The following is a 25,024-nucleotide window of genomic DNA, read 5'->3' as shown; positions in this document are numbered from 1 at the left end:
AGAAGAAGGGATTTCCCTCTGAGAGTGGCCCGATCCTGACCTGTTTTTGTTACATTTCGGTTAAAACATAATGACCGCAGGATGAAGAGTTAGCGCCAGGGCGATGACAGGGCGGGAGAGCCCGCCCGGAGGGGGAGGCATTAAGGCTGCTTGACGACGTTCACCATCCACGGGATGCCGAAGCGATCGAAAACTTTGCCAAAGCCGTGGGCCCAGAAGGTTTCCTGCCAGGCCATTTCGATACGTCCTTCTGCGGCGAGGCTGTCAAACCAGCGTTTACCTTCATCCAGGTCCTGAGTATCCAGCACCAGCGTGAAGCCGGCATAGCGTTCGCTGTCGCTGGTGGGGCTATCGCCCAGCATCAGCTCGCTGCCCGCCACGCGCAGGCTGGCGTGGGCGATGCAGTCGGCGGCGAGATGCTGACCGGAGGGGCAGCCGTCCTCGGCATCCTGCATATTCTGCGGCATCTCGCCGTAGGTGATCTGGTGGACAAGCTCTGCGCCCAGGGCCTGCTGGTAGAACGCGATGGCCGCAGCGCAGTTGCCGCTGAAGGCGATATAGGGGCTTAAAGACATAATCATGGCCTCAGATAACGATTGACCTATTAAGCGTAGAGGGTACCTGGCGATTTAAGCCAGGCGGCGGCGTCAGGAGGCGGCGTCAGGAGGTGGATGAGGACAATATCTGACCTGCGCCAGGCAGTTCTCGCCGATGAGGCGGGAAATAGGGGGACGATGGCGCGGGGATATATTCGTTCATTTTCCCGACCGGCGGCTGTGGCCGGGAAAATAACGATTCAGCGAAAAGGAAATAGCGTTAGTTCTTTTTGACGAACTCGGATTTGAGCTTCATCTGACCAAAACCATCAATTTTGCAGTCGATGTTATGATCGCCTTCTACCAGGCGGATATTCTTCACTTTAGTGCCGATTTTCAGCATCGAAGAGCTGCCTTTAACCTTCAGATCTTTAATCACGGTGACGCTGTCGCCATCGACGAGTAAATTGCCGTTGGCATCTTTCACCGTCAGCGCATCATTATCTTCAGCCGGCTCGGCATTGTTCCATTCATGGGCGCATTCCGGGCAGATAAACATGCCGTTGTCTTCATAGGTGTACTCAGAATGGCATTTAGGACACTGTGGGAGTTGCATGACGTTCCTCATGATTACTGTATAAAACAGGCCGTTGGCCCGTTAAAAGGCGGCTGATAGCCGAAAGTGGTTGCTATTATAGCGCAATGGCGGCCATTTGTCGGCCACTTTTTCTGATAGTACCGCTGCGGGAATATTCTCTTTTTCGAACAAAATTCAGCAATATTCGATGTGCTGCCGGAGGCGGGATATCCAAAAATAAATCACTGCCTGTGCATATTCATTGAACTTATTAATGCCGCCTGGCTCTGTAATATGGCGAACAAATTTTCGTGAAGTTGATCCCAAATTTAAACGCTGTTAGGGTAAAAAGGCGAGTTGGTAAATTCATCAGGTTTATTCGTCGCCCCATTTATTGATTAATTTACGCCAGAGCAGGCGTCAACAGGTTCGGTTGTACGGACTGTCAGCAGACAGTGCAGGCAAACCTGCTACGCTTGAAAAGAGGAGCCCGGCAATTGGCCGCTCCCGACGCACGACGCAAACGGTATTGCCGTTTGGCGGAGAACCGTGCGCTCACGGCGAAGCTTTAGAGGAAAAATATGCTTAAAAGGAAAAAAGTAAAGCCAATCACTCTGCGGGATGTGACCATCATTGACGATGGCAAGCTGAAAAAAGCGATCACCGCAGCGTCGCTGGGTAATGCGATGGAGTGGTTCGATTTCGGCGTGTACGGCTTCGTGGCCTACGCCTTAGGTAAAGTCTTCTTCCCCGATGCCGATCCCAGCGTGCAGATGATTGCCGCGCTAGGGACATTCTCCGTTCCGTTCCTGATTCGTCCGCTAGGCGGCCTGTTCTTCGGCATGCTCGGCGATAAGTACGGTCGACAAAAAATTCTGGCGATAACCATCGTTATCATGTCGATAAGTACCTTCTGTATTGGTCTTATTCCGTCGTACGCCTCGATTGGTATCTGGGCACCGATTCTGCTGCTGCTGTGTAAGATGGCGCAGGGCTTCTCGGTGGGCGGAGAGTACACCGGCGCCTCGATCTTCGTCGCAGAATACTCGCCTGACCGTAAACGCGGCTTTATGGGCAGCTGGCTGGACTTCGGCTCCATCGCCGGGTTTGTCCTCGGCGCGGGCGTGGTGGTGCTGATTTCCAGCGTGGTCGGCGAGGAAAACTTCCTCAGCTGGGGCTGGCGTTTACCGTTCTTCCTCGCGCTGCCGTTAGGGCTTATCGGTCTTTATCTGCGTCACGCTCTGGAAGAGACTCCGGCGTTCCAGCAGCACGTTGACACCCTGGAGCAGGGCGATCGCGAAGGGCTGCAGGAAGGGCCGAAGGTCTCGTTCAGAGAGATTGCCACCAAGCACTGGCGTAGCCTGCTGACCTGTATCGGTCTGGTGATTTCCACCAACGTGACCTACTACATGCTGCTGACCTATATGCCGAGCTACCTGTCGCATAACCTGCACTACTCGGAAGATCACGGGGTGCTGATTATTATCGCGATTATGGTCGGGATGCTGTTTGTGCAGCCGGTTATCGGGATGCTCAGCGACCGCTTCGGCCGTCGTCCGTTTATCCTGATCGGCAGCGTGGCGCTGTTCTCGCTGTCGATTCCGGCCTTTATCATGATTAACAGCGACGTTATCGGCCTGATTTTCGGCGGTTTGCTGCTGCTGGCGGTGGTGCTTAACTGCTTTATCGGGGTGATGGCTTCTTCGCTGCCGGCGATGTTCCCGACCCATATCCGCTTCAGCGCGCTGGCCAGCGCCTTTAACATCTCGGTGCTGGTTGCCGGTCTGACGCCAACCCTGGCGGCCTGGCTGGTGGAAACCACGCAGAACCTGATGATGCCGGCCTACTATCTGATGGTGATTGCGGTGATTGGCCTGATGACTGGCCTGACGATGAAGGAGACGGCGAACCGTCCGCTGAAAGGGGCGACGCCTGCGGCTTCGGATATCCAGGAAGCGAAAGAGATCCTCGGCGAGCACTACGATAACATCGAAAACAAAATCGAAGATATCGATCAGGAAATTGCCGATTTGCAGGAAAAACGTTCCCGTCTGGTGGATCAGCACCCGCGAATTAACGACTGATTAATTTGCCAGCAATGTGAAAAATGCCGCCGCGGGCCTCCCCCGGCGGCATTTTTTATGGCCGTTTAGGTCTCATTCGGCGGCAGGTTTTGCCGGCGCTGCTGGCTGAGCCGGCGGTACTGCTGCGGCGGCATGCCGACGTACTTGCTAAAGGTGCTGTAGAAGCGGCTGCTGGAACGAAAGCCGGCGGTCAGGGCGATATCAAGGATAGTTTTATCGGTATCGCTGAGCAGGGCGCGGACGTGGTTAATGCGCATGGCGGTGATGTACTGCTTCATGGTCTGCTGCATCACCCGTTGAAAAATGCCCATCGCGTAGTTGGGGTTGAGCTTAACGTGTTCGGCAACCGCATCGACGGTCAGCGCCCGATCGTAGTGCGCGGCGATAAATTCGAGCATCTGGCTGACGTAAAACTGCGCGTGCCGCGAGACGCTGTGCTTGTGCGTGCGCGAGGTTTTGTTGACCAGAATCGGCTGCCAGCCTGAGAGGCTAAAGCGCTTGAGCATCAGGGCGATCTCTTCAATTGCCAGCTGGCGGATCTGCTCGTTGTCGCTGGCGAGCTCCTGCTGCCAGCGCTGGACTTCAAAGACGCTGAGCTGCTGCGCCGCGAGGGATTTAATGACCATCCCGTGGGTCACGTTGTTGATAAGCTCCCGGTCCAGCGGCCAGGACAAAAACAGATGCATCGGCAGGTTAAAGATGGCCATCTGCCGGCAGCTGCCGGGACGGGTGAGCTGATGCGGCGTACAGGCCCAAAACAGGCTGATATAGCCCTGCCTGATGCTCACCACCTCGTTGTTAATCAGATACTCCACGTCGCCGTCGAAGGGGACATTAACCTCTACCTGACCGTGCCAGTGGCTGGTAGTCATGGCGTGCGGGGTGCGCAGCTCGATATCCATGCGCTGATACTCCGAATAGAGCGCCAGCGGGCTGCGGGTATTTTTCTCGTCGCTGCTGCTCATATACGAGTCGGAAGGCTGCGGCGTAAGGTTTTTTTCCATAGGGCTTCGGATTCCTGAATCGTCATAGCTGCTGTTTTTTTGCACCGATATGCGCCTATCTTAGCGGATTCAATCGCCCGTTTTCTCTGCTTTTCCGTCATTTTGTTCCCAAAAGCTCAGATTTGAAGCGGGTAACTATGGGGTGTGCGGTTTTTTTCATGCTGAGCATCGCATTACCCTGTATCCGATGGTTTACAGAACACTTTCCCCTTGATAAAAATCATCGTTGGACTTAATGAGAATTAGCATGGAGACGCTATGTACTACAGCAATGAAGTCATAAGATATTTGCAGTCTAATAAAATCCTCGCACTCAAGTTTGACCGCGCATTAACGGGCGTCGGAAAAGCCGTAGCAAGTCATATTGAAACGACGGGAGCCGGTGCAAAACGTGCGCTGTATTACGCGTCCTGCTTTACTGATGAATATCAGGACGTCTGTCAGCAACAAAAGAGCGAAGATATACGTTTCAGAAATGGTGTCATCCGTCTTATTCAGAATGGGAATGTTGTCTATGACATGCTTAAAATATATTTTGAAGAAATATTTAAATACAAAACTGCCGCTCAGATAGAACACATCAAGAAAATGCTAATGGCGGTTAATGTGCATATCGCCGCAAGCTCGCTGACGAGCGCAGGATTCGCGTTAGCGACGGCTTCTGCCGTCGCATTCGGCATGAACCTAAGCCTTGATATGAGCGCCTTAGCAGGAGGCAGGGCTGCGGGGGTTTTGGCAGGGTTTGGCGTATATGGCGTCGTTCAGAAGGCGGCGGATAGCGCCCATCGTCTTCATTATATCTACCCGTCCTATTACGCCGCGCTGTATGCGCAAGAGCTGGAAATGATGTATTTCCTGGTTGAGCCGCTGTTTGAACGGGCAGGCGCGTTTAAGCAAACAACATCAGATGGGGGCATTGCTGATATTATCACCAGGATGATTCGATAATCATGACCGATTTTATTAAACGGTTTTTTAGGCAGATATTCAGATCGTTGGTTTCGTATTACGGACCTACCGTATTAACAATCATATTCGCACTGTTACAGGGCTTATTATTCCCGGATTCTCCCATCTGGCTTATACCTGCATTCTTCATATTCATGATATTTATATTTTATCGCTATGTGAAATGATGCTCTTCAAAAATTAGCCTTCGCTTAATGAGTGGATTAAACCGCCCGTTTTCTCTGCTTTTCCGCCATTTTGTTCCCGAAAGCTCAGATTTTGTGGCGGATAGCGGTCGATCTGAGTTTCCGGGAATGCTCTGCCGGGAAGAGGGCAGCGCGCGGCGCGTCCGGCGTGCCACGCTGCGGGTGTCTAATGACTTTACGGAGAGAGCACTATGTCTGCCCCAAAAATTACCTTTATCGGCGCCGGCTCAACGGTTTTCGTTAAAAATATTCTCGGCGACGTTTTTCAACGCCCGGCGCTGAGATCGGCCCATATCGCGCTGATGGATATCGACGCCAACCGGTTGGAAGAGTCGCATATCGTGGTGCAAAAGCTAATGGACTCGGTTGGCGCTCACGGCGAAATTAGCTGCCATCGCGACCAGAAAGCCGCGCTGATGGACGCGGATTTTGTGGTGGTCGCTTTCCAGATTGGCGGCTACCAGCCGTGTACGGTAACCGATTTTGAGGTCTGCAAGCTGCACGGGCTGGAGCAGACCATCGCCGATACGCTCGGGCCGGGCGGGATTATGCGGGCGCTGCGGACGATTCCGCACCTGTGGCGCATCTGTGACGATATGACCGAGGTCTGCCCGAACGCGACGATGCTGAACTACGTCAACCCGATGGCGATGAACAGCTGGGCGATGTACGCGCGCTATCCGCATATCAAGCAGGTCGGCCTGTGCCATTCCGTGCAGGGAACGGCGGAAGAGCTGGCGCATGACCTCGACCTCGACCCGGCGGATCTGCGCTACCGCTGCGCCGGGATTAACCACATGGCGTTCTACCTGTCGCTGGAGAAAAAGACGGGGGACGGCAGCTACGTCAGCATCTATCCGGATATGCTGCAGGCCTTTGCCGAAGGGCGCGCGCCGAAGCACCGCGAGAACTCGCGCTGCCAGAATATCGTTCGCTATGAGATGTTCAAAAAGCTGGGCTACTTCGTGACGGAATCGTCGGAGCACTTCGCGGAATATACCCCGTGGTTTATCAAGCCGGGGCGTGAAGACCTGATTGCCCGCTACCAGGTGCCGCTGGACGAATATCCGAAGCGCTGCGTGGAGCAGGTGGCGAACTGGCATAAAGGGCTGGAGACGTATAAGACCAGCGATCGCATCGACATTAAGCCCTCGCGGGAATACGCCAGCACGATTATGAACGCTATCTGGACCGGCGAGCCGAGCGTGGTATACGGCAACGTGCGCAACGACGGGCTGATCGACAACCTGCCCCAGGGGTGCTGCGTGGAGGTCGCCTGCCTGGTGGACGCCAACGGTATTCAGCCCACCAAAGTTGGCAAGCTGCCCGCGCACCTGGCGGCGATGATGCAAACCAACATCAACGTTCAGACCCTGCTGACCGAGGCGATCCTCAGCGAAAACCGCGATTACGTCTATTACGCGACGATGATGGATCCGCACACCGCGGCGGTGCTGGGGATCGAGGAGATCTATGCGCTGGTGGACGATTTGATTGCCAGCCACGGCGAGTGGCTGCCGGAGTGGGTCCGGCGTTAACTCAAACCTCAAACCAAACCTCAAACCAAACCCGGCCAGGCGCTGCGCCTGGCGGGCAGGCGGGTTAGCTGTGGGTCAGAAATCGCGCCAGCTGCTGGTGCAGCAGCCGGTTTTCGCGGGTCAGGCGCGCGTTCTCGTCCAGCAGCGTCAGCGCCACGGCGATGCCGGGCCAGTCCAGCTCCAGCTCGCGGCGCAGGCGCACCGCGCGGTGCATTATCGTTACCGCGCTGTCATCGAACAGCCAAACCTCGGTTTGCGGCTGGCGCGGTTCAATCATCCCCAGACCGACAATTTCGCTAAGCTCGTCCTCAGAAATACCGGTATGCAGACAAAACTCGGTGATTGAGAACGTCACTGTCATCTTAGCCATTATGCTTTCCCCCATGTTTTACGCGGCTCAAAGCTCGCCTCTGCTTCCGCGAGCTGCTGCCAGAGCGCGCTGGCTTTTTCATTTGGTTTCGGCGGCATAACGATTTTTATCACCGCAAACAGGTCGCCGGTGGCGGTTTTGCTCGCCAGCCCCTTGCCTTTGATCCGCAGGCGTTGCCCCGGCTGGCTGCCCGGAGGGATTGTCAGCAGGATGCTCTCTTTGAGGGTGGGGACCGTCACCTTTGTGCCGAGTGCGGCTTCCCACGGGGCCAGCGGCAGGACGATTTCCAGGTTATGGCCCACGATATCGAACAGCGGATGCGGGGCCAGATGGATAACCAGCCACAGGTCGCCGTTCGGGCCGCCGTTCTCGCCCGGCGTACCCTGGCCCTTCAGGCGGATGCGCTGGCCGTCGCTGACGCCGGCGGGGATTTTTACGTTCAGCGTTTTAGGCGTCTCGCTCTCGACCATGCCGAAAATGTTATACACGGGCAGCCTGTAGCTGATGCTTCGGGTCTGCTCGGCGAGCGTCTCTTCGAGGAACATCGCGACTTCGATTTCTAAATCGTGGCCGCGTGCGGCCTGCTGGCGCCGGGTGTGGTGCGCCTGCTGGCCAAACATCGATGAGAAGATGTCGTCGAAGTCCTGCTGGCTATAGTTCTGCTCGTGGGAGGCCTGCTGTTGGCCAAAGTGCGGGTCGTTGCGGTGCTGCCAGAGCTCGTCGTACTCGGCACGGCGCTGCTCATCTTTCAGCACCTCCCAGGCTTCGGCAAGATCTTTAAACTGGGCTTCAGCATCGCTCTCTTTGCTGACGTCGGGGTGATATTTACGAGCCAGGCGACGGTAGGCGGTCTTAATGGTTTTGAGATCGTCCGTTGGCTTAACCCCTAAAATGGCATAATAATCCTTTAATTCCATATCGTTATCTCATCTTTACAGAATGGGGTGGTAACAACTTTCCCATTAAGCTTAGGGCAAATGAGCAGGCGCGTGAGAGGAATGTGCCTGAAACTTGACGCCGTCGGGATCGACGGCGAAAGGGAGACGGCGGGTGGCCTAACGTCGGCGCAGCCCGGCGGCGATGACCAGCGCTGCACCCGCGGCCCCGGCGATGGTCGGGAGCGCGTCCGGCGCCGCGGGGAACAGGCGAATAATGGTCGGATCGGTGACCAGCATGGCGCCGGCAATCCAGCCGATGAGCGCGCCGCCCAGCAGGACAACGGACGGAAAACGATTCAGTATCGCCAGCACCAGCTTACTGCCCGCGACGATGATCGGAATGCTAATCAGCACCCCCAGCGCCACCAGCAGCAGGTGGCCTTTGCCGGCAGCGGCCACGGCCAGGACGTTATCGAGGGACATAATGACGTCCGCCACCGTGATGGTGACGGCGGTGCGCCACAAGCTGCCGGAACTGCTGACCTCTTCGCTCTCCTCCTGATTGGCGACCAGCTTGATGCCAATCCACAGCAGCAGCACCGCGCCGACGATTTTTAGCCACGGTAAGGAGAGCAGATAGATGGCCACGGCCAGCAGCAGCACGCGGGCCACGATGGCGCCAAAGGTGCCGATAACGATCGCTTTGGTGCGCAGGTGCGGCGGCAGCTTGCGGCAGGCCATGGCAATTACCACCGCGTTATCGCCGCCAAGCAGCAGGTCGATAGCGATGATTTGCAGCAAAATGACGGTAAAATCCCACTGAATAACTAGCTCGTTCATGCCTGACTCATCTAACCGGGAATACGCCCTTCCCAAGGGTAAAAGGAGGGAAAAGGGTACCCTCGTTCGTCCGCGTTGACCACCGTTAGGGCGAATATGAACGGCGGCGCGGCGGCCCTTGATTGAAAAATAAAGTTACGAATCAATGCATCGCCCGATGATTATTCGCCGGTAAAGGATGCTACTTTGTCTCAACAGACTCACCTGCCGTTTACCTATCGCAAGGATCATTCTCATGTCCGGCTCTAAAAAAATAGTGACCATCGCCTTGATTGGCGCCACGCTGCTTCCGGCCCTGGCTATGGCGGCTGACGCCCCCGCTGCCACCTTTACGCCGGAGCAGGAAGCCCGCATCGGCAAGATTGCGGCGGATTATTTAGTCGCCCATCCGGAGGTTCTGCTGCAGGCAAGCCAGAAGCTGCAGCAGATTCAGCAGGAGCAGCAGGCCAGCGCCGCGACCCAGGCGGTGATAAAGAATCAGGCCGCCCTGACCCAGGATAAAAATACGCCGACCTACGGACCGGCGGATGGCAAGGTCACGGTGATCGAATTCTTTGATTATCAGTGCATTTACTGTAGCCGTCTGGCGCCGGTGATGGAGCAGGTGATTAAGGAAAATCCGCAGACCCGTTTTGCCTTTAAAGAGTGGCCTATTTTCGGCAGCCGCTGGGAAACGTCGCTGACCGCGGCGAAAACCGGGATGCAGATTTATCAGCAGCTGGGGGCGAAAGCCTACCTGACCTACCATAACGGGATTTATGCCACCGGGCATAACGAGGGCAAGCTGACGGCGGCGGATATTCAGCAGCAGGTGAAGAAGGTCAACTTCGACGCGAAGAAGGCCGCGGACGTTGAGCCAGCGCTTGAGGCGACTAACCAGCTGGCGCAGGCCATCGGTTTAAGCGGCACGCCGGGCGTTATCGTGATGCCGACGACCGGCGCCACGGAGGCGAATATTACCGTCTTCCCGGGCCTGGCGGATAAAGACTCGCTGGATGCGGCTATTAAGAAAGCCGGCGGTAGCTGATTGCCGGGCGCGGATGAGGTTAATAAACCCCGGATGACCGGGGTTTATCAGCGCTGAGACTCGCCGGTGGGATAGCGGACGCGGCTCGGTTTTCCCGACCCGTACGGGCCGGGAGCCTGTCAGAATGTGACGTTCAGCTTGCCCCAGAAGGTTCTTCCAGGTTCGTTTACCGACGTATTTGCGGAATAGCCAAAGCTGCTGTTCCCGGCCAGATTTAAATGCTCGCTGTAGGCCTTGTCGAACAGGTTATCCACGCCTGCGCTCAGCTTAACCGACTTGTTGACCCGATAAGCCGCGTTCGCCGAAAAGACCGCAAAACCGGCGCTGTTGGCAAAATCCTTGCCGACGACGTTGCCTTCGTTGATGGCGACACGATGCTGGCTGCTGACCATGCGCAGCAGCCCGGTGCTGCTCCAGTCGCCGCGTTCCCAGGTGAGCCCCAGCCGCGCCTCCAGCGGCGGGATTTGCGGTAGCGGCTGATGGTCAGCGGTATTTTGGCCCCATGAATAGGCCAGACTGGCGTCGGCTTTCCAGGCGTCGCTGAGCTGGTAGCTGGCGCCGGCTTCGCCGCCCATAATGGTGGCATTCACGTTATCGACCTGGCTGATATAGGCGTTGCTGGGGTCGTAGCGGAAGAGAATAAAATCGTTCACCCGTCCAACATAGGCCGACACCCAGCCGTTAAGCCGCTCCCCTTTGTACTGCGCCCCGATATCGATCTGCGTCGTTTTTTCCGTTTTGACTTTATCAAAGGCGTCGGTGGAGCCATCCGGGCCGTAGGTCGGCGAGAACAGCTCCCAGTAATCAGGGAAGCGCTCGGTATAGCCGATACCGGCATAAAACATGACCGGCGTCCCGACCAGGTTGTGTTCGACGCGGACAAAACCGGCGGGCAGCGTATCGGTTCGCTCAGCGGATCCCGCGTCGCTGAAATTATCGACCAGCACCCGATCCAGCCGCGCGCCGCTGACCACTTTACTCTGCTCCGTCGCATGCCACGTCAGCTCGCTGAACAGACCGTAATCATGGAAGCGGGCATCTTTCGCCCAGCCATCGTCGCCTTTGCTGCGGTGGGTATTGAGCTGCGTATCGGCGCCGCTGCGTAGCTCAAAGTCAGACCACAGCCAGGTTCCCATCATCCGGCCGCCTACGGTTCTGCGGTCCAGCTCCATCGCCATCGGCATACTCATATTCATCGAGGAGCCGGAATCCATCCCGCCCCCCATGTCGCCCATTCCGGCGGGCATATCCATACCCGACATTCCGCCCCCAGGCGAGCGCAGGGAGTAGTTGTCCATGACATGATCGGCGTAGTTGTAATAGATATTGGCTTCGAACTTGTCGAAGACCTCGCCAATATTGGACTTTTCGACGCGCATGCCGAGGCTTTCGCGTTTGAAACGGGAGCCATCCATGCTGCGCCCGGCGTAGCGGGCTTCGCCATCCCCTTTTCCTGCCGTGAGCTCGACTAAGGTATCTTTGTCCGGCGTCCAGCCGAGCGCCATATCGCCGTTCCACTTATCCCATTTTGCCGGTACGCGATCGCCATTCCCGTCCTTGTAGTCATCGGCGCGCGATTTATTCCCCGTCAGGCGCAGGTAGCCCAGCTCGCTCCCCAGGCTGAGGTCCGCATTCTCATCCCAGCGGTTATTTGAACCGGCCAGCAGGCTGGCAGTGCCCTGAATGCCGGGCTTGTCGAAACGCGGCGGCTCGCGGTCAAAGCGCAGGGTACCGGCTGAATTTCCCGGCCCCCACAGTACGGTTTCCGGCCCTTTAATCAGCGTCAGGAGATCGTAGCTTTCCGGGGAAATATAGGAGCTGGGCGCGTCCATGCGCGCCGGGCAGGCGCCCAGCATTTCGCCATTATTGGTCAGGATGCGCAGGCGCGATCCGAACATGCCGCGGAAAACGGGATCGCCGTTGGTCCCGCCGTTACGAATCTGCGAAAAGCCGGGGATCGTTTTCAGGTAATCGGAGCCATCGCTGGCGGGGACCGGCTGACGCGGCGTTTTGGGCGAGGTGACGATCTCCAGCGGAGAGGAAACCGGCGCCGTGACGATCATGACGGCGTCATCTTGCATCGTATCCTGATGGTGCTGTTCATCCGCGGACGCCGCGTTTGCATGCAGCGTCATCAGGATCAGAGAGGCGAGCGGAGTGCGCCCGAGAGTAAGTTTTTTCATTACATGGCCTGCTGTTTTTCTGGCGTAGCAATACCCTGCCCATCGGACGATGGGCAAAAGCTGCGCAATATCGGTTATTAGTGATTAAACGAAGCGAGAAAAACCGCAGGGGGTGCGCGGGCGCGCTGGGGCGTCCAGGCGCGGAAAATAGGCGCGCAGGCGATCGGAATTAGCGGCGTACTGACCACAAAAAGCAGCAGCAGCCAGAGCAGCATCGCCAGCATCAGCTGGATAAACGGCAGATGGACCAGCAGCTGACAGTAGCCGCAGGCGATCTCCTCCATCGGCGACATCGCCTGACCGGACATCATCTGGTGATCCATGGCGGAAGTTTCTTCGCAGCGTGTCGGCATCGGCATGTCATGGTGCATACCCGGCATGGGCATGGAAGAGATGGCGGAGGAGTGCTGGCAGGCGGCCTGGCGGGCAATGGACTTCGAGATGACGGGGGCAACGAACAGCATCGCGATGGCAAGCAGCGCCAGCCATGCAGCGATGGGATAAGTTCGTGTGCGTTCGTGCAAAATGCAGCCAGATGTCAGAGTAATTTGACTGAGTGTATCTCATTCGCATTTTGAATGTTACAAAAATCCGGGGCGCTCATTGCGCGGCTGTTCTGCGCCGCCGGCTATCGCGACGTGCGGGCGATCAGAAAAAGAAATACCGGCACCCCGAGCATTGCCGTCAGGATGCCTACGGGGAGTTCGCGCGGCGTAAACAGCGTGCGGGCGAGGGTATCGGCCAGAACGCTAAAGATAGCCCCGCACAGCATGGATGCCGGCAGCAGCGAGCGATGGCGGTATCCAATGAACATGCGGGCGATATGGGGCACGGTCAGCCCAATAAAACCGATAGCTCCACAGCAGGCGACAACTACCGCCGTTAACAGGGTCAGCAGGCAGTACATCGCCAGCTTGATCGTACCGACCTCCACGCCGAGCGACGCCGCCGTCGCGCTGCCGAACGTCAGGACATCCAGCTCTATTGCCCGCCACCAGCAGATCAGAAATATCGGCAACAGCGCCGTAGTGCAAAGCGCGACCTGTAGCCAGGATGCCTGAGCGAAGCTCCCCAGCAGCCAGAACATCACGCCTCGCGTGGTATCGGCATCCGTTTTCCATAGCGTAATCAACGATGTGGCCGCAGAGAGCAGCTGCGTTACCGCGACGCCGGTCAGCACAAAGCGGCTGGACTGGCCGGATAGCGATTTACGCGCCATCAGCAGCACCAGAGAAAAAGCCAGCATGGCGCCGCAGAAAGCGCCGGCAGGCACCGCGGCCCAGCCCACGCTGAGGCCGAGCGCGATGACCAGCACCGCCCCGAGGCCCGCGCCGGATGAAATGCCCAGCACCCAGGGGTCGGCAAGGGGATTGCGGGTCAGCGACTGGAGAACCGTCCCGGCCAGCGCCAGCGCGGCGCCGGCGAGGGCCGCCAGCAGGGAGCGCGGAATGCGCAGGGACCAGACGATTCTTTGATGAAGCGTTCCCGCCGTATCGCTATGCCAGTAGCCTGCCAGCACGGCGTGCGCCACCTCCTGCATGGAGAAAGTTACCGGGCCATACATTACGGCAATGCTCAGGGCCAGCAGCAGCGCCGGAAGCAGCATGGCGAGGCGGAAAGCGGGGGAACGCAGCATGATTATTTCCAGCCGGCGACGATATAGTCATCGAGGAATTGCCACAGCGTACCCGTTTCCGTAAAACCGGCCTGGCGCAGGGCGGCAAGCTGGAATTCTACCGTAGTAGCCAGCGGCGTCGGGCGGTCGGCAAAAATGGCGGCGCGCGCATCGATTACCTCGGCCAGCTCGGGATAACGGCTGGCCGCGGTAAACCAGCTGTCCCAGTCCTGCACGCCGGCGCCCCATGCTTTTTCCTGGGTGCTTTCGTCATGAGTCCGGGCAAGCAGCGCCTGACGCGGGCTACGCTGGTCAAAGCGCTGGTGGTCGGCGTTGATGAACATCCCTCCTTCATCCAGCAGGTTAAAAACGTTGCGATACAGCGCCACCTGCTGCTCCGGCAGCAGCCAGTGGATGGCAGTGCTGGAAACTACGGCCTGGGGTTTACTGGCGATGACGCTGAAGCAATCTGCTGATGCCATATCGCCGCTGAAGAACTGAATGCGCTCCCGGTATTCCGCCAGCGCTTCTTTAGCCAGCGCCATCAGCAGCGGATCGAGGTCAATAGCCGTGACGGTTGCCGCCGGAAAACGTTGTAGAAGACGCAGGCTGAACGAGCCCGGGCCGCAGGCCAGATCCACCACGTGGAAGGCTTCTCCATAGCTCATCGCCAGCACATCCAGCGCGGCGTTATAGCGCGCTTCGCGGTGGGCGATGTAGGCGCTTTGTTGTTGATCCCAGTTCTTGAGTAATTCGCGGGCGGGAAAGGTCATTGTTGTTCCTTAGCGTGTATTTGCGTGACAAGCCGGTGCAGGGCCAGAACCGAACGCGCGGAGGCGTCCATGTCATAGCCGGGTAAGATGATGTAATGCTTTGCTTTCACCGCCTTCATGCCGGCGGTGAGCGGGTAATGTTCAAGAAAATCGATTTTGCTGCGGGCGCTGTCGCCGGCTCCGCCCCGGCGCAGGTCGCCAAGAATCAGGTAGTCGGGATCTCGTTCGGCGATAACCTCCCAGCTCATGGCGGGCCACAGCTCCTTGCTATCAGAAAAGATGTTTTTGCTGCCAATGGTTTGGGTTAGCAGCTCCGCCGCGCCATGACCGCCCGCCACGTAAGGGGTCGCCGTCCCGGAGTACCACCACATCAGCGTTCTCGGCGGCAGCGTTATGCGCTTGTCGGCGGCAACCCGCCGCTTTAGCTCGGCGATCAGCGCTTCGGCGCGCGGCTCTACGGCATAAATACGCGCAATATTGCGCAGCTCGGTATAGATGCTGGCGAAGGTGGCGGACGCAGGGGAAGCGCTTTGCAGGCCATTGCACATCCCTTCGATCAGCCAGCTGGCGATGCCCCATTCGGCCATCCTTTCGCGACTGGCAGTTTCCGGGCTGTTAAACCAGTAGTAGCTGCCGGAATAGATAAAATCGGGCCGCGAGGCCAGCAGGGCTTCCGCCGACCAGGGAGCATCATCGAGACGGGCCGTTAGCGGTTTGTACCAGGGAGACGGCGCGGTATCTTCATCCGGCCGATAGCCGACGGCGCTGATAATGGCATCGCCCAGACGCAGGGCGAGCATGTTTTCCATCGCGGTCGGCATATAGACAACGGTCCGCTGTGGGACACGCGCAAACGTCCAGGCGTGCCCGCAGTTTTGCAAGGTCACGGGATGGGCAAAGCTGGCAGAGGCTGCCAGCAGGGCGAGGGCGGCAAGGCGTCTCATCAGAAGCGCATGTTGATATAGGCTTCATACGTGCGGCCTGGCGCAATCATCTCCTGCCCGGCATAGGTTCGCTGCCAGGTGTAGAAACGATCCGTCAGGTTACGCACGCGGGTGCCCACGATAACGTCCTTCAGCACGGCATAATCGGCATTCAGGTCGAGAGTGGTGTAATCACCCATTTTGTTGGTGTTGGCGTCATCGTTATAGCTGCTGCCCACATAGTGGAGCTGTGCGCCGAGACCCAGCCTGTCGGTCGGCATATAGCGCCCGGCAAGATTTGCTGTCCACTCCGGAACGTAGCGCGGCCGGTTGCCGGAAAGGTCCTGCGTACCCTGTTTGAAATCGTCGAAGTGCGCGTGGGTATAGGCGGCATTACCTGTCAGCGTGACGCTATCCAGCGGCTTTAGCGCCCCGCTCAATTCGATGCCGCGAGAGGTCTGCTTGCCAACCGCGTTCCAGACCTCCGCCTGGGTTGCCGACTGCTGGTAAAGATTCTTTTTCTGCAGATCGTAAACGGCGAGCTTTATTGCGCCGCGGGCGAACGTCCCCTTTACGCCCGCTTCGTACTGCCGAACGTCGGTAAGGGGCAGCGACGTCTGTTCGGGGCTGATAAAGAAGATATCGCTGCCGGGTTCTTTACCCGTTGCGTAGTTGGCATACAGCGTCCAGCTATCGTTAATGGCCCAGCTCGGCCCCACGCCAAGGCTTATGAAGCTATAGCTCCGATCGATGGTTTGATTGTCCTGCTGATAGTGCCAGTGCGTGTCCAGATTGGTGTAGCGCGCCTGGCTTAGCAGGGCGACGGCGTCGGTGATATTCAGGTTGTCTTCCAGCAGCAGGGCATACTGATTCTGGGTGATGTGGCGGACGGGCGAGCGCATCCTGCCGCCGGCGCCGGTGTGGAAATCACCGGCGGCAGGGTGGGTCACAAGAACATCTTCCCCGCCCGGAAAACCGTTGGAATAGTACTGGAACTCACGCTTTGAAAAATCGACGCCGGCGGTCACGCGGTTGGCGAATGACGCAATCGGGCGATCCCAGGTGACCATGGTCCGGTTGCCCGTCAGCTTGTCATCATGCGCAAGATCGCCATAAGAATCGCGGGTCACGTAGCCTGCTTTCTGTGCCGGATAGTAGCGCTCAACGTTCTGCCATTCGCGGAAGCCTTTGTAATAGTAGAACTGGTTTTCAAAGGTCAAATCAGGCGTTGCATACCAGGACTGGGTGGACTGGAACGAGGTCGCCTGGCTGCGGATATGCGCATCCTGAAGATTGTTGTAGTTCACATGACGTAAATCGCGATCGACTTTGCCGTTGATAACCGGCGTGCCGAAATAGGGATTGCGCATGTCCGTTAAGCTACGGTCGATATCAAAGGTTATCTGGGTGTTAGCGGTCGGCGTCAGCAGGAGCTGCGCGCTGACGCGCTCCGGACGGCTGCGCTCTTTCTCAACCTGGGTGCCGGCACTGGCGGCGCTGACGTCCACGCGGCCGGCGGCCATCCCCTCAACCAGCGTGCCGCCCGCGCCGATATGGGCGCGATGGCTGTTATAGCTTGACCAGCTATAGTCGGCCTCCACCGGCTGGCGACCGAAGGTGGCCTTACGCGAGGTGAGGTTGACGCTGCCGCCGGCAGAGCTCAGGCCGTTCAGAACCGAGCCGGTACCGTACAGGATATCGACGTTTTCGTAATGCACCGGATCGGCAATTTGAATCGTGCTGCCGGGTACCGCCACGCCGTTTAGCAGCCAGGAGACGCCGGAGAAGCCGCGCAGCGAAACACTGTTTGAGAGCGTTGGCGAGCTGGTGCCGGACATCCCCGGCGCGCTCTCGACGACTTCGGTGAGGGTCCGTTTGCCCTGCGCCTGGATAGTTTTCGCGCTGAGGGTTTCCGTATGGCGCGGCGTCTGTTTATCGCTCAGGCCGAGGCGAGAGGCCGAACCGGATGAGAGAAGCGCCGAATCGGCCAGGGCGGCATCGTCGGACGCGCCGCCGGTGACCACCAGGGTTTCATCTGCGGCATAAGTCAGTGGTGAAAGGTTTACTGCGACTGCGAGAGCCAGCAAAGAGGGCTTAAGTTTCATCGTTCGCCATCAAATTATTAAATGTTATGTTATAACGTAACATTTAATGTGAGGAAAAAAAAGTAGGCCAATGCGATCGGGTGAGAAGGGGGCTTTCGAGGTGGTTTTATGAAAGGCGTGTGGCAGCTGCAGTAGCGAGGATGTTCCGCGCCGGACGCGCGGCTTCGTTTATTACGCTGGCGTGAAGTGGAGTGGCGTGGCGCTGGGCTCGGAATCCTTTATGAGCGCCTTTAGCGGGGCGTTATCTAAATTATTAGTCCAGAGTCACCGGGTAGTCACTTTTTTTTGCGATGAAGGGGATTAGACACTCGGTAAGAGTTGATAGATTTTTCATTCTATTTTATATCCGTTCGGTAGTGTCTGATGTTATCTGAATTTTGTCTGTAGTGTTCATAACGCTGATGCGAAAATGCCGCTAGCGATCTACTATTCATTTTCGACGGCCTATAAATGTATTCACAGGTAAAATATATGCCTGTATAAAGTGGAATAAGAGCCTATCCTATTAGGACTATTTCATTTGCCATTTTGGCCCTGGACACTGCCCAAAATCCCCACGTACTAGATGTACGCTCCGGTTTCTACGCGCTGTCGGTGTTCAAACTGGCTGCGTCAATAACTCCGGCCAGGATAGGCGCTAACATCTTTTTGTTGATTATATGGTAAAAAAGGTTAGATCATTTATTTTTTGAGAACATGAATAATCCACCACCAAAAATCAAGGTGGAAATGATTGATTGAATGACCGGTTTTATTAACCCCTTTTCTTCATTGAAATAAATATTAACTAGTAGTGTGAGAATAAAAAGAATCAGGCTTGTCAGACTAATTCTGAGTATTGTTATTCCACCAACATGTCCCGGCATAACCTGCTGCTCCCCCAACTGTACCAAGGATTCCTCCGCCCACCCAACCAGCAACGGTACCGAAGACAGGCAGCGTCATAGTGCCGGTTGCCATCCCGGCAACTGCACCGGCAATACCAACGCTCACTGCAGACTGTCCAGACCCATTAAGGGTGCATTCAGCACCAGCAATGGTATTTATTTCCTCAATAGCCCATTCTCTCATGCGCTATTTCCCTTGTTAATTATTTGTCTTTTCTACCTATACCCAATAAACCTGTATATTGAGGTTTATTGGGTGTAGGGAACATATGAATTACTATTAACTACAGCGTCGTCATACGACTCGCTGATTTTGTTCCTCAGATATGATGTATTAGTCATTCAGCATATTGATAATACAGGTCGGGAATATACTATTTATCCGTAAGTAGTATACGAACCACTGATATCTCCTTTAAAGGTGAATGCTTCTCATTTATCCCTTTGATTAAAAAACTGTCATATTTAACGTGCATAGTCAATGGTTAATTTTTAATGAGTTTTATGTTTATAACTTAAATAAAACCAAGCTATAGTTTTGAGGTGGATGTATATGCTGCCATTGCGTTTTTAAAAAGAGTATTTGGTAATTAATGAAGGTCGTATAAAGCATGAAATTGTGAAAATTAAAAACAATCTGAAGGTATCAGACAAAGATTTCAAAACAAGAATTCCTGGAGGAATACCAAGTTCGGGGTGAAAGGAGTAAAACAATAAGTACGAAATCTCTTCGGTCGATCGTTCGCGCTATTTTTGTTCATTCATCCCATAAATATCTGTGCTGTGGTTTCTTACTTCATCATTGTTCATTTTGATTTCTATCTGTCAATGTTTTATACATGGCGCAAACGGGACTGGAATCGGAGAGGTGTTATGTTTAACGCGACCTGTATCGTTCCCGATGGCGGAGGGTTTGCTCTATATATCAAGGGGAAAGCGAACTCCAGTCATTGATTAATCTAGCTGGAATGAGGGCGATGATATACAGTCTTATCTACCCGGAAAAGAAGAGGGGAAAGGGCGGTGGATATATGGATCCCGGATTTAATATATAAATCAACAGAATGGGTATTCCACCGTTTTGATTCAAACTGTCGGAAAATGCAGTCTGATACATGGGATTTATCTGTTGACCGGCTCGGACTAACGCCGGAGGCGTTGAACGGCGCGCCTGTCGCGCCGGCCCCGAAGGGGTGAGCCGCTGGCGGCGAATAATCGAACGTAGTTCGATGGAGAGTCCGGCTGCAGAAACGTAAAAACCCGCCTTTTGGGCGGGTTCTCTGAATAGTGGTGCCCGGCTCGGACTAACGCCGGAGGCGTTGAACGGCGCGCCTGTCGCGCCGGCCCCGAAGGGGTGAGCCGCTGGCGGCGAATAATCGAACGTAGTTCGATGGAGAGTCCGGCTGCAGAAACGCAAAAACCCGCCTTTTGGGCGGGTTCTCTGAATAGTGGTGCCCGGACTCGGAATCGAACCAAGGACACGGGGATTTTCAATCCCCTGCTCTACCGACTGAGCTATCCGGGCAACGGGGCGAATTAAACCGTAATCCACTCCGCGCGTCAACCACATTTCTTGATTTTCCGGCCGATTGCTTAACTTTACGGCAGTTTTGCATCGGAAGCCGCGTTTTGGCCATAATTCACATCATCCCGTTGTCGCCCTGACGGATTTTCCAGCCGCTGACCGCAGAGATGACGTGGCGTAAGCCGGAAAGGGTATAGTCGCCGATCACCTCTTCGTCTTCGCGCGGGGAGCTGATGGTAATCTCCGCATCGACGCCGTGGCGGTAGGTCCCGTGGTGGCTAAAAATCGTGCCGATGAAGCATTTGTCGTTCAGCCAGACGGGAATATAGGCCACCGTTTCATAGATATAGTTTGAGGCGATGCCGCTGTAGTAGTTATCCGCATCGTCGGAGGAGGTGCCGGGAGGAATGGGGCAAATCGGCGCGTCGCTATCGGTTTGCGGCTTATCTTTCAGCAGGGTGCCCTGCATAACCTCCAGCGACTTGAGTAAATCCGCCTTATCTTTGGCATTCAGCGCCGGGGTTAACGGCTGGTCTTTCTCCGGCGAGCTGATGGTATTCAGCGTGTAGCGGTAGCGAATCGTCACCGCGGGGGTCCTGTCCGTCGGGCTGAAGGGACGCAGCAGATACAGATTATCCTCGCCGAACTGGCCGTTGTACCAAAGTGCATACACCTGACCGTTAATTCTGACCCACTGGCTCCACTGGTTGGCCCCGCGCCCGTTGAGGGAGAACAGCGCGCCGGGTACGCCGGCGTCAAAATCATCGTCGTCATCGCTATCGCTGCCGTTGACGCTATCAAAGGTGTCATCGCCGCGTTTTAAGACCCCGGTATAGCTGAACAATCCGGTTCCGCCGACGTAGCTGTCGATAATCAAATCGCGCCTGCCGTCGTTATCGAGGTCGATAAGCGTAAAGCTGACCTTGCCATTTTCCGAGTCAGCGCTGATATCGGAATGGAGAAACGCCTGCCACTCATCGTCGCTGATATCGACGGAAGGCTTGTTTGTTGACACTAAGGTATCGTCGGCATAGGTCAGCGTAAAGTTGGTGACGTGCCCGGTGAGCGGGAACTGCTCGGCGATTTTATTTAGCGCCAGCTCCGGGTTGGCCTTTTGCTCTTTCAGCACGGCGCTATACAGCGCCTTGAGTGCGAGATTATCGGCATCTTTCTGCTGCTTAGGACGCACCTGGCTGACGAAGGTCGGCAGCATCCAGGTCCCGCCTGGCGTAATTTCGCGGCACATGCCGGTGGTATATTTCAGGCTCTGGACGAACGCTTTGCCGTCCCAGACCCGCTCCTCCCCGCTCACGCAGTCGGCGATGCCGCGGCCCTTGTTGAAGAACGCGATGGCGCCATCGGCATAGCTGGAGGCATCGGTGGAGATCGGCTGAGGTTTGGCCTGCGGGGCGCTGTCCACCACCCACATGGCGTAACCGTCGTTGTAGGCGGCCCGCCAGCACAGCGCCTGGATAAGCCAATGGCTTTTATCGATGGCGGTGGCGGTGATTTGTCGTTCCTGGGCGGGAATATCTTTGTTTTGCCAGTCGTCACAGCGGCTATTCAGCAGCGGGACCAGCTCCGGGAGGAAGCGCTGACGCTGTTTGGCGGTCAGCGGTTCGGGCTGGGCGTTGTGGAGCGTTGGGGCGGCGATAATCTCCGGGGCGGGTAGCGCGTTCAGCGTATTGCTATCGTCGGCATCGCCTTTGCGCAGCAGCGCATCCGCGGTGCCCAGGCGCTGCTGAAATTCGTCGATCTTGAGAAATACCGCGCTGCTGCCCGCGTTCGAGAGCGTCTTGCGCGCGCCGTTAAGCGAAATCTCAATGCGGCTTTCGTGTTCCAGGGCCTGAATCAGCGCGGCCGTTTGCGTGCTGTCGAGACGGAAGTGGCTGTCATCTTTGGCATCCAGCGTACCGCGATCCTGATTGTCGATCAGCAGGCGAACGGTGGCGTCAGGGGGGATATCGCGATCGGTCTGGGCAAAGGTCACCTGGCCGCTTACGCGCTGATCGGGGCCGGCGCTGCGGGTCAGCAGGACGCTGACTTCACCGAGGTTGACGCCGTAGCCCGCGGCCCGGCAGGTGCCGGTGTTATCACAGGCGACTTCCCAGTCTTTATACGCGAAAGAAAAACCCTGTACGGGAGCCGCCAGCAGCGATATCGGATATAGCCCGATGATGGCAACCCAAAGGAGAGAACGCATATAAAACCCTGTCAGCATGTCGGTGAGAGGGAAATTATATGCGCGAAGGATCGGTTAAGATATCGGAATCAGGTTAACGCGCCGCCCATTCGACACTGGGCAAAACGCAGGATGTCTTCCGCCAGGCGCTGGGCGGTGTCGACGTCGGCCTGGCTGCGCTTCACCAGCAGGCGGCTCAGGCAGCCTTCGATGATAAGCTCCATCTGTTTGGCGACCATCGCCGGGTCATCCACTTCCAGCTGGGTCAGCAGCTCGTGCGTATAGGCGAGCGAAGCCTGCTTCTGCTGTTCAGCCAGCTGATGAATCGGGTGCTGTGCATCCGGATAGAAGGTACAGGCCGCAATAAACAGGCAGCCGGGATAGCGGTGATTGCTCACGCAGCGGGTCAGCGCCGCATAGCGCGCCAGCAGCTTCTGCTCCGCCGTTAGCGTCTCATCCAGCAGCAGCTGGCGACGCCATGTATCAACCTGATGGCTGAGATAGCGGAGGGCGTCATACAGTAGCGCTTCGCGGTCTGGCCAGAAGCGCTTGAGGTCATCGATCGGATAAGCAACGCGCTCGGCGACCATCTCCAGCGTGGTGTTAGCAATACCTTCGATTTCAAGAATTTGTATGGCTTCACCCAGAACATCTTCACGTTGCACGGTTTTCTCCTCCATTTTACCTCCTAAAGTGTCGTTCACGGTTGCCGATCGCGCAAATGGGCGCTGAATGCCGCGGCATCCATAAAGCCGGTTACGCGCTGCGCGGGCTGCTCCTCTCCCTGCGCATTAAAGAACAGAATCGTCGGCAGGCCGAGCACCCGCAGATGCTTCAGCAGGGCGACGTCCTGCGCGCTGTTCTTCGTGACGTCTACCTGCAACAGAACGGTATCTTTCAGGGCCTGTTGCACTTCCGGTGTGCTAAAGGTGTATTTTTCGAACTCTTTACAGGCCACGCACCAGTCAGCGTACAAATCTAGCATAACCGGCCGGCCTTTAGCCTGCGCCAGAGCCCGATCGAGCTCATCGACGGTGCTGACGCGGGTAAACGCCAGGTGCGTCTGCTGCTGCGCCGTCGGCGCGTCGAACGCCCAGTCCTGCAGCGGACGAACGCTCACCAGCGCGGCGGCCAGCAGCACGATCTGCATGATGCGCTGCCACGGACGCGTGGCGCCAAGGGAGGTGATAAAGGCCCAGCTAAAGAAGGCCACCGCCAGCAGCGACCACAGGCGCAGCCCCCATACCTCGCCCAGGATACGCTCCAGTAAAAACACCGGCAGCGCCAGGATGACAAAACCGAACGCGGTCTTCACATGGGCCATCCACGGGCCGCTCTTCGGCAGCAGACGGTTGCCAAACACGGTGACCAGAATCAGCGGTAGCCCCATGCCCAGCGCGTAGAGATACAGCGTGCCGCCGCCCAGCCACAGGTTACCGCTTTGCGCGATGTACAGCAGAATCGCGCTCAGCGGCGCCGTCGTACAGGGCGAGCAGATAAGCCCGGCGATGGCGCCCATGGCAAACACGCCGCCGGCGGAACCGCCCCGTTGGGTATTGCTCATCAGCGTCAGGCGCGTCTGCAAGGATGACGGCAGCTGCAGGGTAAACAGGCCAAACATCGACAGCGCCAGCAGAATAAAGACCGCCGACAGGCCGATCAGCACGTACGGATGCTGCAGCGCCGCCTGGAACTGCAGGCCCGCGGCGGCCACCACCATACCCAGCGCCGTGTAGGTCAGCGCCATTCCCTGGACATAGATAAACGCCAGCAGCAGCGCGCGGGCGGTGGACAGCCGGCGTTCGCCCCCGAGCACGATACCCGAGATCAGCGGATACATCGGCAGCACGCAGGGCGTAAACGCGATACCGATACCAATCAATAGCGCCCAGAGCGCGGAGAACGGAAGCTGGCCGCTATCGCTCCTGGCGACGGACTGGCCTGGCGAAGGCTCGGCCGTTTCAACCGGCGGCCGTTCCGCGAGCGCCAGCGCCGGACGCGGTTCTACCGGGAGCGGCGGGTTAAGCTTCGGCACGCCAGCGACGGGAAGCGCAGGGCGCGCGGGAGCCTGCTCGTCGCTGGAGAGCGCCAGCGCCGCGCTGAGCGGCACCACTTTAGTTTCCGGCGGATAGCAGAAGCCGGCATCGGCGCAGCCCTGCCAGGTCACGGTCAGCGTGGCCCCTTTGGCGGCCCGGGTGAGCGTAACCGGCACGGTTAGCCGCTGGCGATAAATCTCACTTTTGCCGTAAAACTCATCGTCGTGCCATTCGCCGGACGGCAGCGATGGCTCAAGGAAAGCGGCGTCAGCGGCGCTGAGTTTGATCTGTTTGCGGTAGAGATAGTAACCCTCCTTGATTTGCCAGGTCAGGTTTATCTCGTGCTGGCTCTGCTGAAAATCAAAGGCAAAAGCCTGGTCAGCAGGCACAAAATTTGAGCGGCCGGGAGTATCAAAGAGCCCGGCGAATGCCGATGTACTGCAGAGCAGCAGAATCAGCGTAATGATGCGTTGAGCCATGAGAGGTAATCAGTGTCTCCGTGAGTGACGGGCAAAACCAGTAATTCGGGGGTTTGATACGGGTGATGGGACTTCAGGCACTCCAGCAGCGCCTGCTGATGGGCACGGTCGGTTTTCAGCAGCATCTGCACTTCATACTCCTGCTCCAGCTTGCCTTCCCAGTAGTAGAGGGAGGTCGCGCCCGGCAGGAGAGTGGCGCAGGCGGCCAGCTTTTCTGCCAGCACTTTGGCCGCTAAATCCTGGGCGGTCGCTTCATCCGGCGCGGTACAGAGTACAACAACGGCATCAGGCGTAGTCATCGTGAACCT

General features: G+C 57.0%; 21 protein-coding genes and 1 tRNA gene. 4 read left to right on the top strand and 18 right to left on the bottom strand.

Annotation, left to right across the window (positions count from 1 at the left end; all coding sequences use genetic code 11):
* Nucleotides 1-140: 140 nt before the first annotated feature.
* Both yjdN and MMW58_RS26660 read right to left on the bottom strand, forming a co-directional pair.
* Nucleotides 141-575 carry a VOC family metalloprotein YjdN gene (gene yjdN, locus MMW58_RS26665; protein ID WP_159237467.1) on the bottom strand — a complete coding sequence of 145 codons (435 nt, stop codon included), beginning with the start codon at nucleotides 573-575 and terminating at the stop codon, nucleotides 141-143.
* 241 nt (nucleotides 576-816) lie between these two features.
* Nucleotides 817-1,152 carry a zinc ribbon domain-containing protein YjdM gene (locus MMW58_RS26660; RefSeq protein ID WP_041143668.1) on the bottom strand — a complete coding sequence of 112 codons (336 nt, stop codon included), beginning with the start codon at nucleotides 1,150-1,152 and terminating at the stop codon, nucleotides 817-819.
* A gap of 542 nt (nucleotides 1,153-1,694) precedes the next feature.
* Here MMW58_RS26660 and proP point away from each other — a divergent pair.
* The gene (gene proP / locus MMW58_RS26655; protein WP_241722448.1) at nucleotides 1,695-3,197 is read left to right on the top strand and encodes a glycine betaine/L-proline transporter ProP; all 1,503 of its coding nucleotides are present in this window, start codon (nucleotides 1,695-1,697) and stop codon (nucleotides 3,195-3,197) included.
* 65 nt (nucleotides 3,198-3,262) lie between these two features.
* On the opposite strand, the gene melR is transcribed toward proP, so the two are convergent.
* The gene (melR, locus tag MMW58_RS26650) at nucleotides 3,263-4,201 is read right to left on the bottom strand and encodes a transcriptional regulator MelR (protein ID WP_241722447.1); all 939 of its coding nucleotides are present in this window, start codon (nucleotides 4,199-4,201) and stop codon (nucleotides 3,263-3,265) included.
* 258 nt (nucleotides 4,202-4,459) lie between these two features.
* Between melR and MMW58_RS26645 the strand changes: the two genes are divergently transcribed.
* A complete protein-coding gene (locus MMW58_RS26645) occupies nucleotides 4,460-5,149 on the top strand; it encodes a hypothetical protein (protein ID WP_241722446.1) in 690 nt (229 codons plus the stop codon).
* Between the two features lie 397 nt (nucleotides 5,150-5,546).
* Nucleotides 5,547-6,893 (top strand): alpha-glucosidase/alpha-galactosidase, encoded by a 1,347-nt coding sequence (gene melA, locus MMW58_RS26640; protein WP_241722445.1) that lies wholly within the window; start codon nucleotides 5,547-5,549, stop codon nucleotides 6,891-6,893.
* Nucleotides 6,894-6,957: 64 nt separating this feature from the next.
* On the opposite strand, the gene cbpM is transcribed toward melA, so the two are convergent.
* From cbpM to MMW58_RS26625, 3 genes are all read right to left on the bottom strand, one after another.
* Entirely contained in the window at nucleotides 6,958-7,263 is a 306-nt protein-coding gene (gene cbpM / locus MMW58_RS26635) for a chaperone modulator CbpM (RefSeq protein WP_041143674.1), read from the bottom strand.
* Entirely contained in the window at nucleotides 7,263-8,180 is a 918-nt protein-coding gene (cbpA, locus tag MMW58_RS26630) for a curved DNA-binding protein (RefSeq protein WP_241722444.1), read from the bottom strand. The genes cbpM and cbpA overlap by 1 nt, the downstream gene beginning before the upstream one ends.
* Nucleotides 8,181-8,318: 138 nt before the next feature.
* Complete coding sequence (locus MMW58_RS26625; RefSeq protein WP_241722443.1) at nucleotides 8,319-8,981, bottom strand: TerC family protein; 663 nt, start codon at nucleotides 8,979-8,981, stop codon at nucleotides 8,319-8,321.
* A gap of 235 nt (nucleotides 8,982-9,216) precedes the next feature.
* Between MMW58_RS26625 and MMW58_RS26620 the strand changes: the two genes are divergently transcribed.
* Complete coding sequence (locus MMW58_RS26620; protein ID WP_133601117.1) at nucleotides 9,217-10,008, top strand: DsbA family protein; 792 nt, start codon at nucleotides 9,217-9,219, stop codon at nucleotides 10,006-10,008.
* Nucleotides 10,009-10,127: 119 nt separating this feature from the next.
* Here the strand turns inward: MMW58_RS26620 and MMW58_RS26615 are convergent, their stop codons facing one another.
* The 12 genes from MMW58_RS26615 to cutA form a co-directional block, all read right to left on the bottom strand.
* Entirely contained in the window at nucleotides 10,128-12,143 is a 2,016-nt protein-coding gene (locus MMW58_RS26615; RefSeq protein WP_371823024.1) for a TonB-dependent copper receptor, read from the bottom strand.
* 125 nt (nucleotides 12,144-12,268) lie between these two features.
* Nucleotides 12,269-12,715 (bottom strand): DUF2946 domain-containing protein, encoded by a 447-nt coding sequence (locus tag MMW58_RS26610; protein WP_241722441.1) that lies wholly within the window; start codon nucleotides 12,713-12,715, stop codon nucleotides 12,269-12,271.
* Between the two features lie 104 nt (nucleotides 12,716-12,819).
* A complete protein-coding gene (locus tag MMW58_RS26605; protein ID WP_166646236.1) occupies nucleotides 12,820-13,827 on the bottom strand; it encodes a FecCD family ABC transporter permease in 1,008 nt (335 codons plus the stop codon).
* A 2-nt stretch (nucleotides 13,828-13,829) separates the two neighbouring features.
* Nucleotides 13,830-14,579 (bottom strand): class I SAM-dependent methyltransferase, encoded by a 750-nt coding sequence (locus tag MMW58_RS26600; protein WP_133601115.1) that lies wholly within the window; start codon nucleotides 14,577-14,579, stop codon nucleotides 13,830-13,832.
* Nucleotides 14,576-15,523, bottom strand: a complete 948-nt coding sequence (locus tag MMW58_RS26595) for an ABC transporter substrate-binding protein (protein WP_241722440.1) — start codon at nucleotides 15,521-15,523, stop codon at nucleotides 14,576-14,578. Before MMW58_RS26595 ends, MMW58_RS26600 begins: the two co-directional genes overlap by 4 nt.
* Nucleotides 15,523-17,607: a TonB-dependent receptor gene (locus MMW58_RS26590; RefSeq protein WP_241722439.1), complete on the bottom strand. Its 2,085-nt coding sequence runs from the start codon at nucleotides 17,605-17,607 to the stop codon at nucleotides 15,523-15,525. Before MMW58_RS26590 ends, MMW58_RS26595 begins: the two co-directional genes overlap by 1 nt.
* Nucleotides 17,608-18,432: 825 nt before the next feature.
* A complete protein-coding gene (locus MMW58_RS26585; protein ID WP_241722438.1) occupies nucleotides 18,433-18,678 on the bottom strand; it encodes a hypothetical protein in 246 nt (81 codons plus the stop codon).
* Nucleotides 18,679-19,943: 1,265 nt separating this feature from the next.
* Nucleotides 19,944-20,019: transfer RNA gene (locus tag MMW58_RS26580), tRNA-Phe, on the bottom strand.
* Nucleotides 20,020-20,134: 115 nt separating this feature from the next.
* Nucleotides 20,135-22,222: a DUF1176 domain-containing protein gene (locus tag MMW58_RS26575; protein WP_159237478.1), complete on the bottom strand. Its 2,088-nt coding sequence runs from the start codon at nucleotides 22,220-22,222 to the stop codon at nucleotides 20,135-20,137.
* A gap of 68 nt (nucleotides 22,223-22,290) precedes the next feature.
* Nucleotides 22,291-22,866 (bottom strand): transcriptional regulator, encoded by a 576-nt coding sequence (locus MMW58_RS26570; RefSeq protein ID WP_045853507.1) that lies wholly within the window; start codon nucleotides 22,864-22,866, stop codon nucleotides 22,291-22,293.
* Nucleotides 22,867-22,901: 35 nt separating this feature from the next.
* A complete protein-coding gene (locus tag MMW58_RS26565; protein ID WP_241722437.1) occupies nucleotides 22,902-24,716 on the bottom strand; it encodes a protein-disulfide reductase DsbD in 1,815 nt (604 codons plus the stop codon).
* On the bottom strand, nucleotides 24,692-25,015 hold the full coding sequence (cutA, locus tag MMW58_RS26560) for a divalent cation tolerance protein CutA (RefSeq protein WP_041143683.1): 324 nt from the start codon (nucleotides 25,013-25,015) through the stop codon (nucleotides 24,692-24,694). Before cutA ends, MMW58_RS26565 begins: the two co-directional genes overlap by 25 nt.
* Between the last annotated feature and the right edge of the window lie 9 nt (nucleotides 25,016-25,024).

This window comes from Klebsiella sp. HC6 (genome assembly GCF_022605325.1).
GTDB classification, from domain to species: domain Bacteria; phylum Pseudomonadota; class Gammaproteobacteria; order Enterobacterales; family Enterobacteriaceae; genus Klebsiella; species Klebsiella terrigena.
This window is presented reverse-complemented; position numbering and strand designations above follow the sequence as displayed.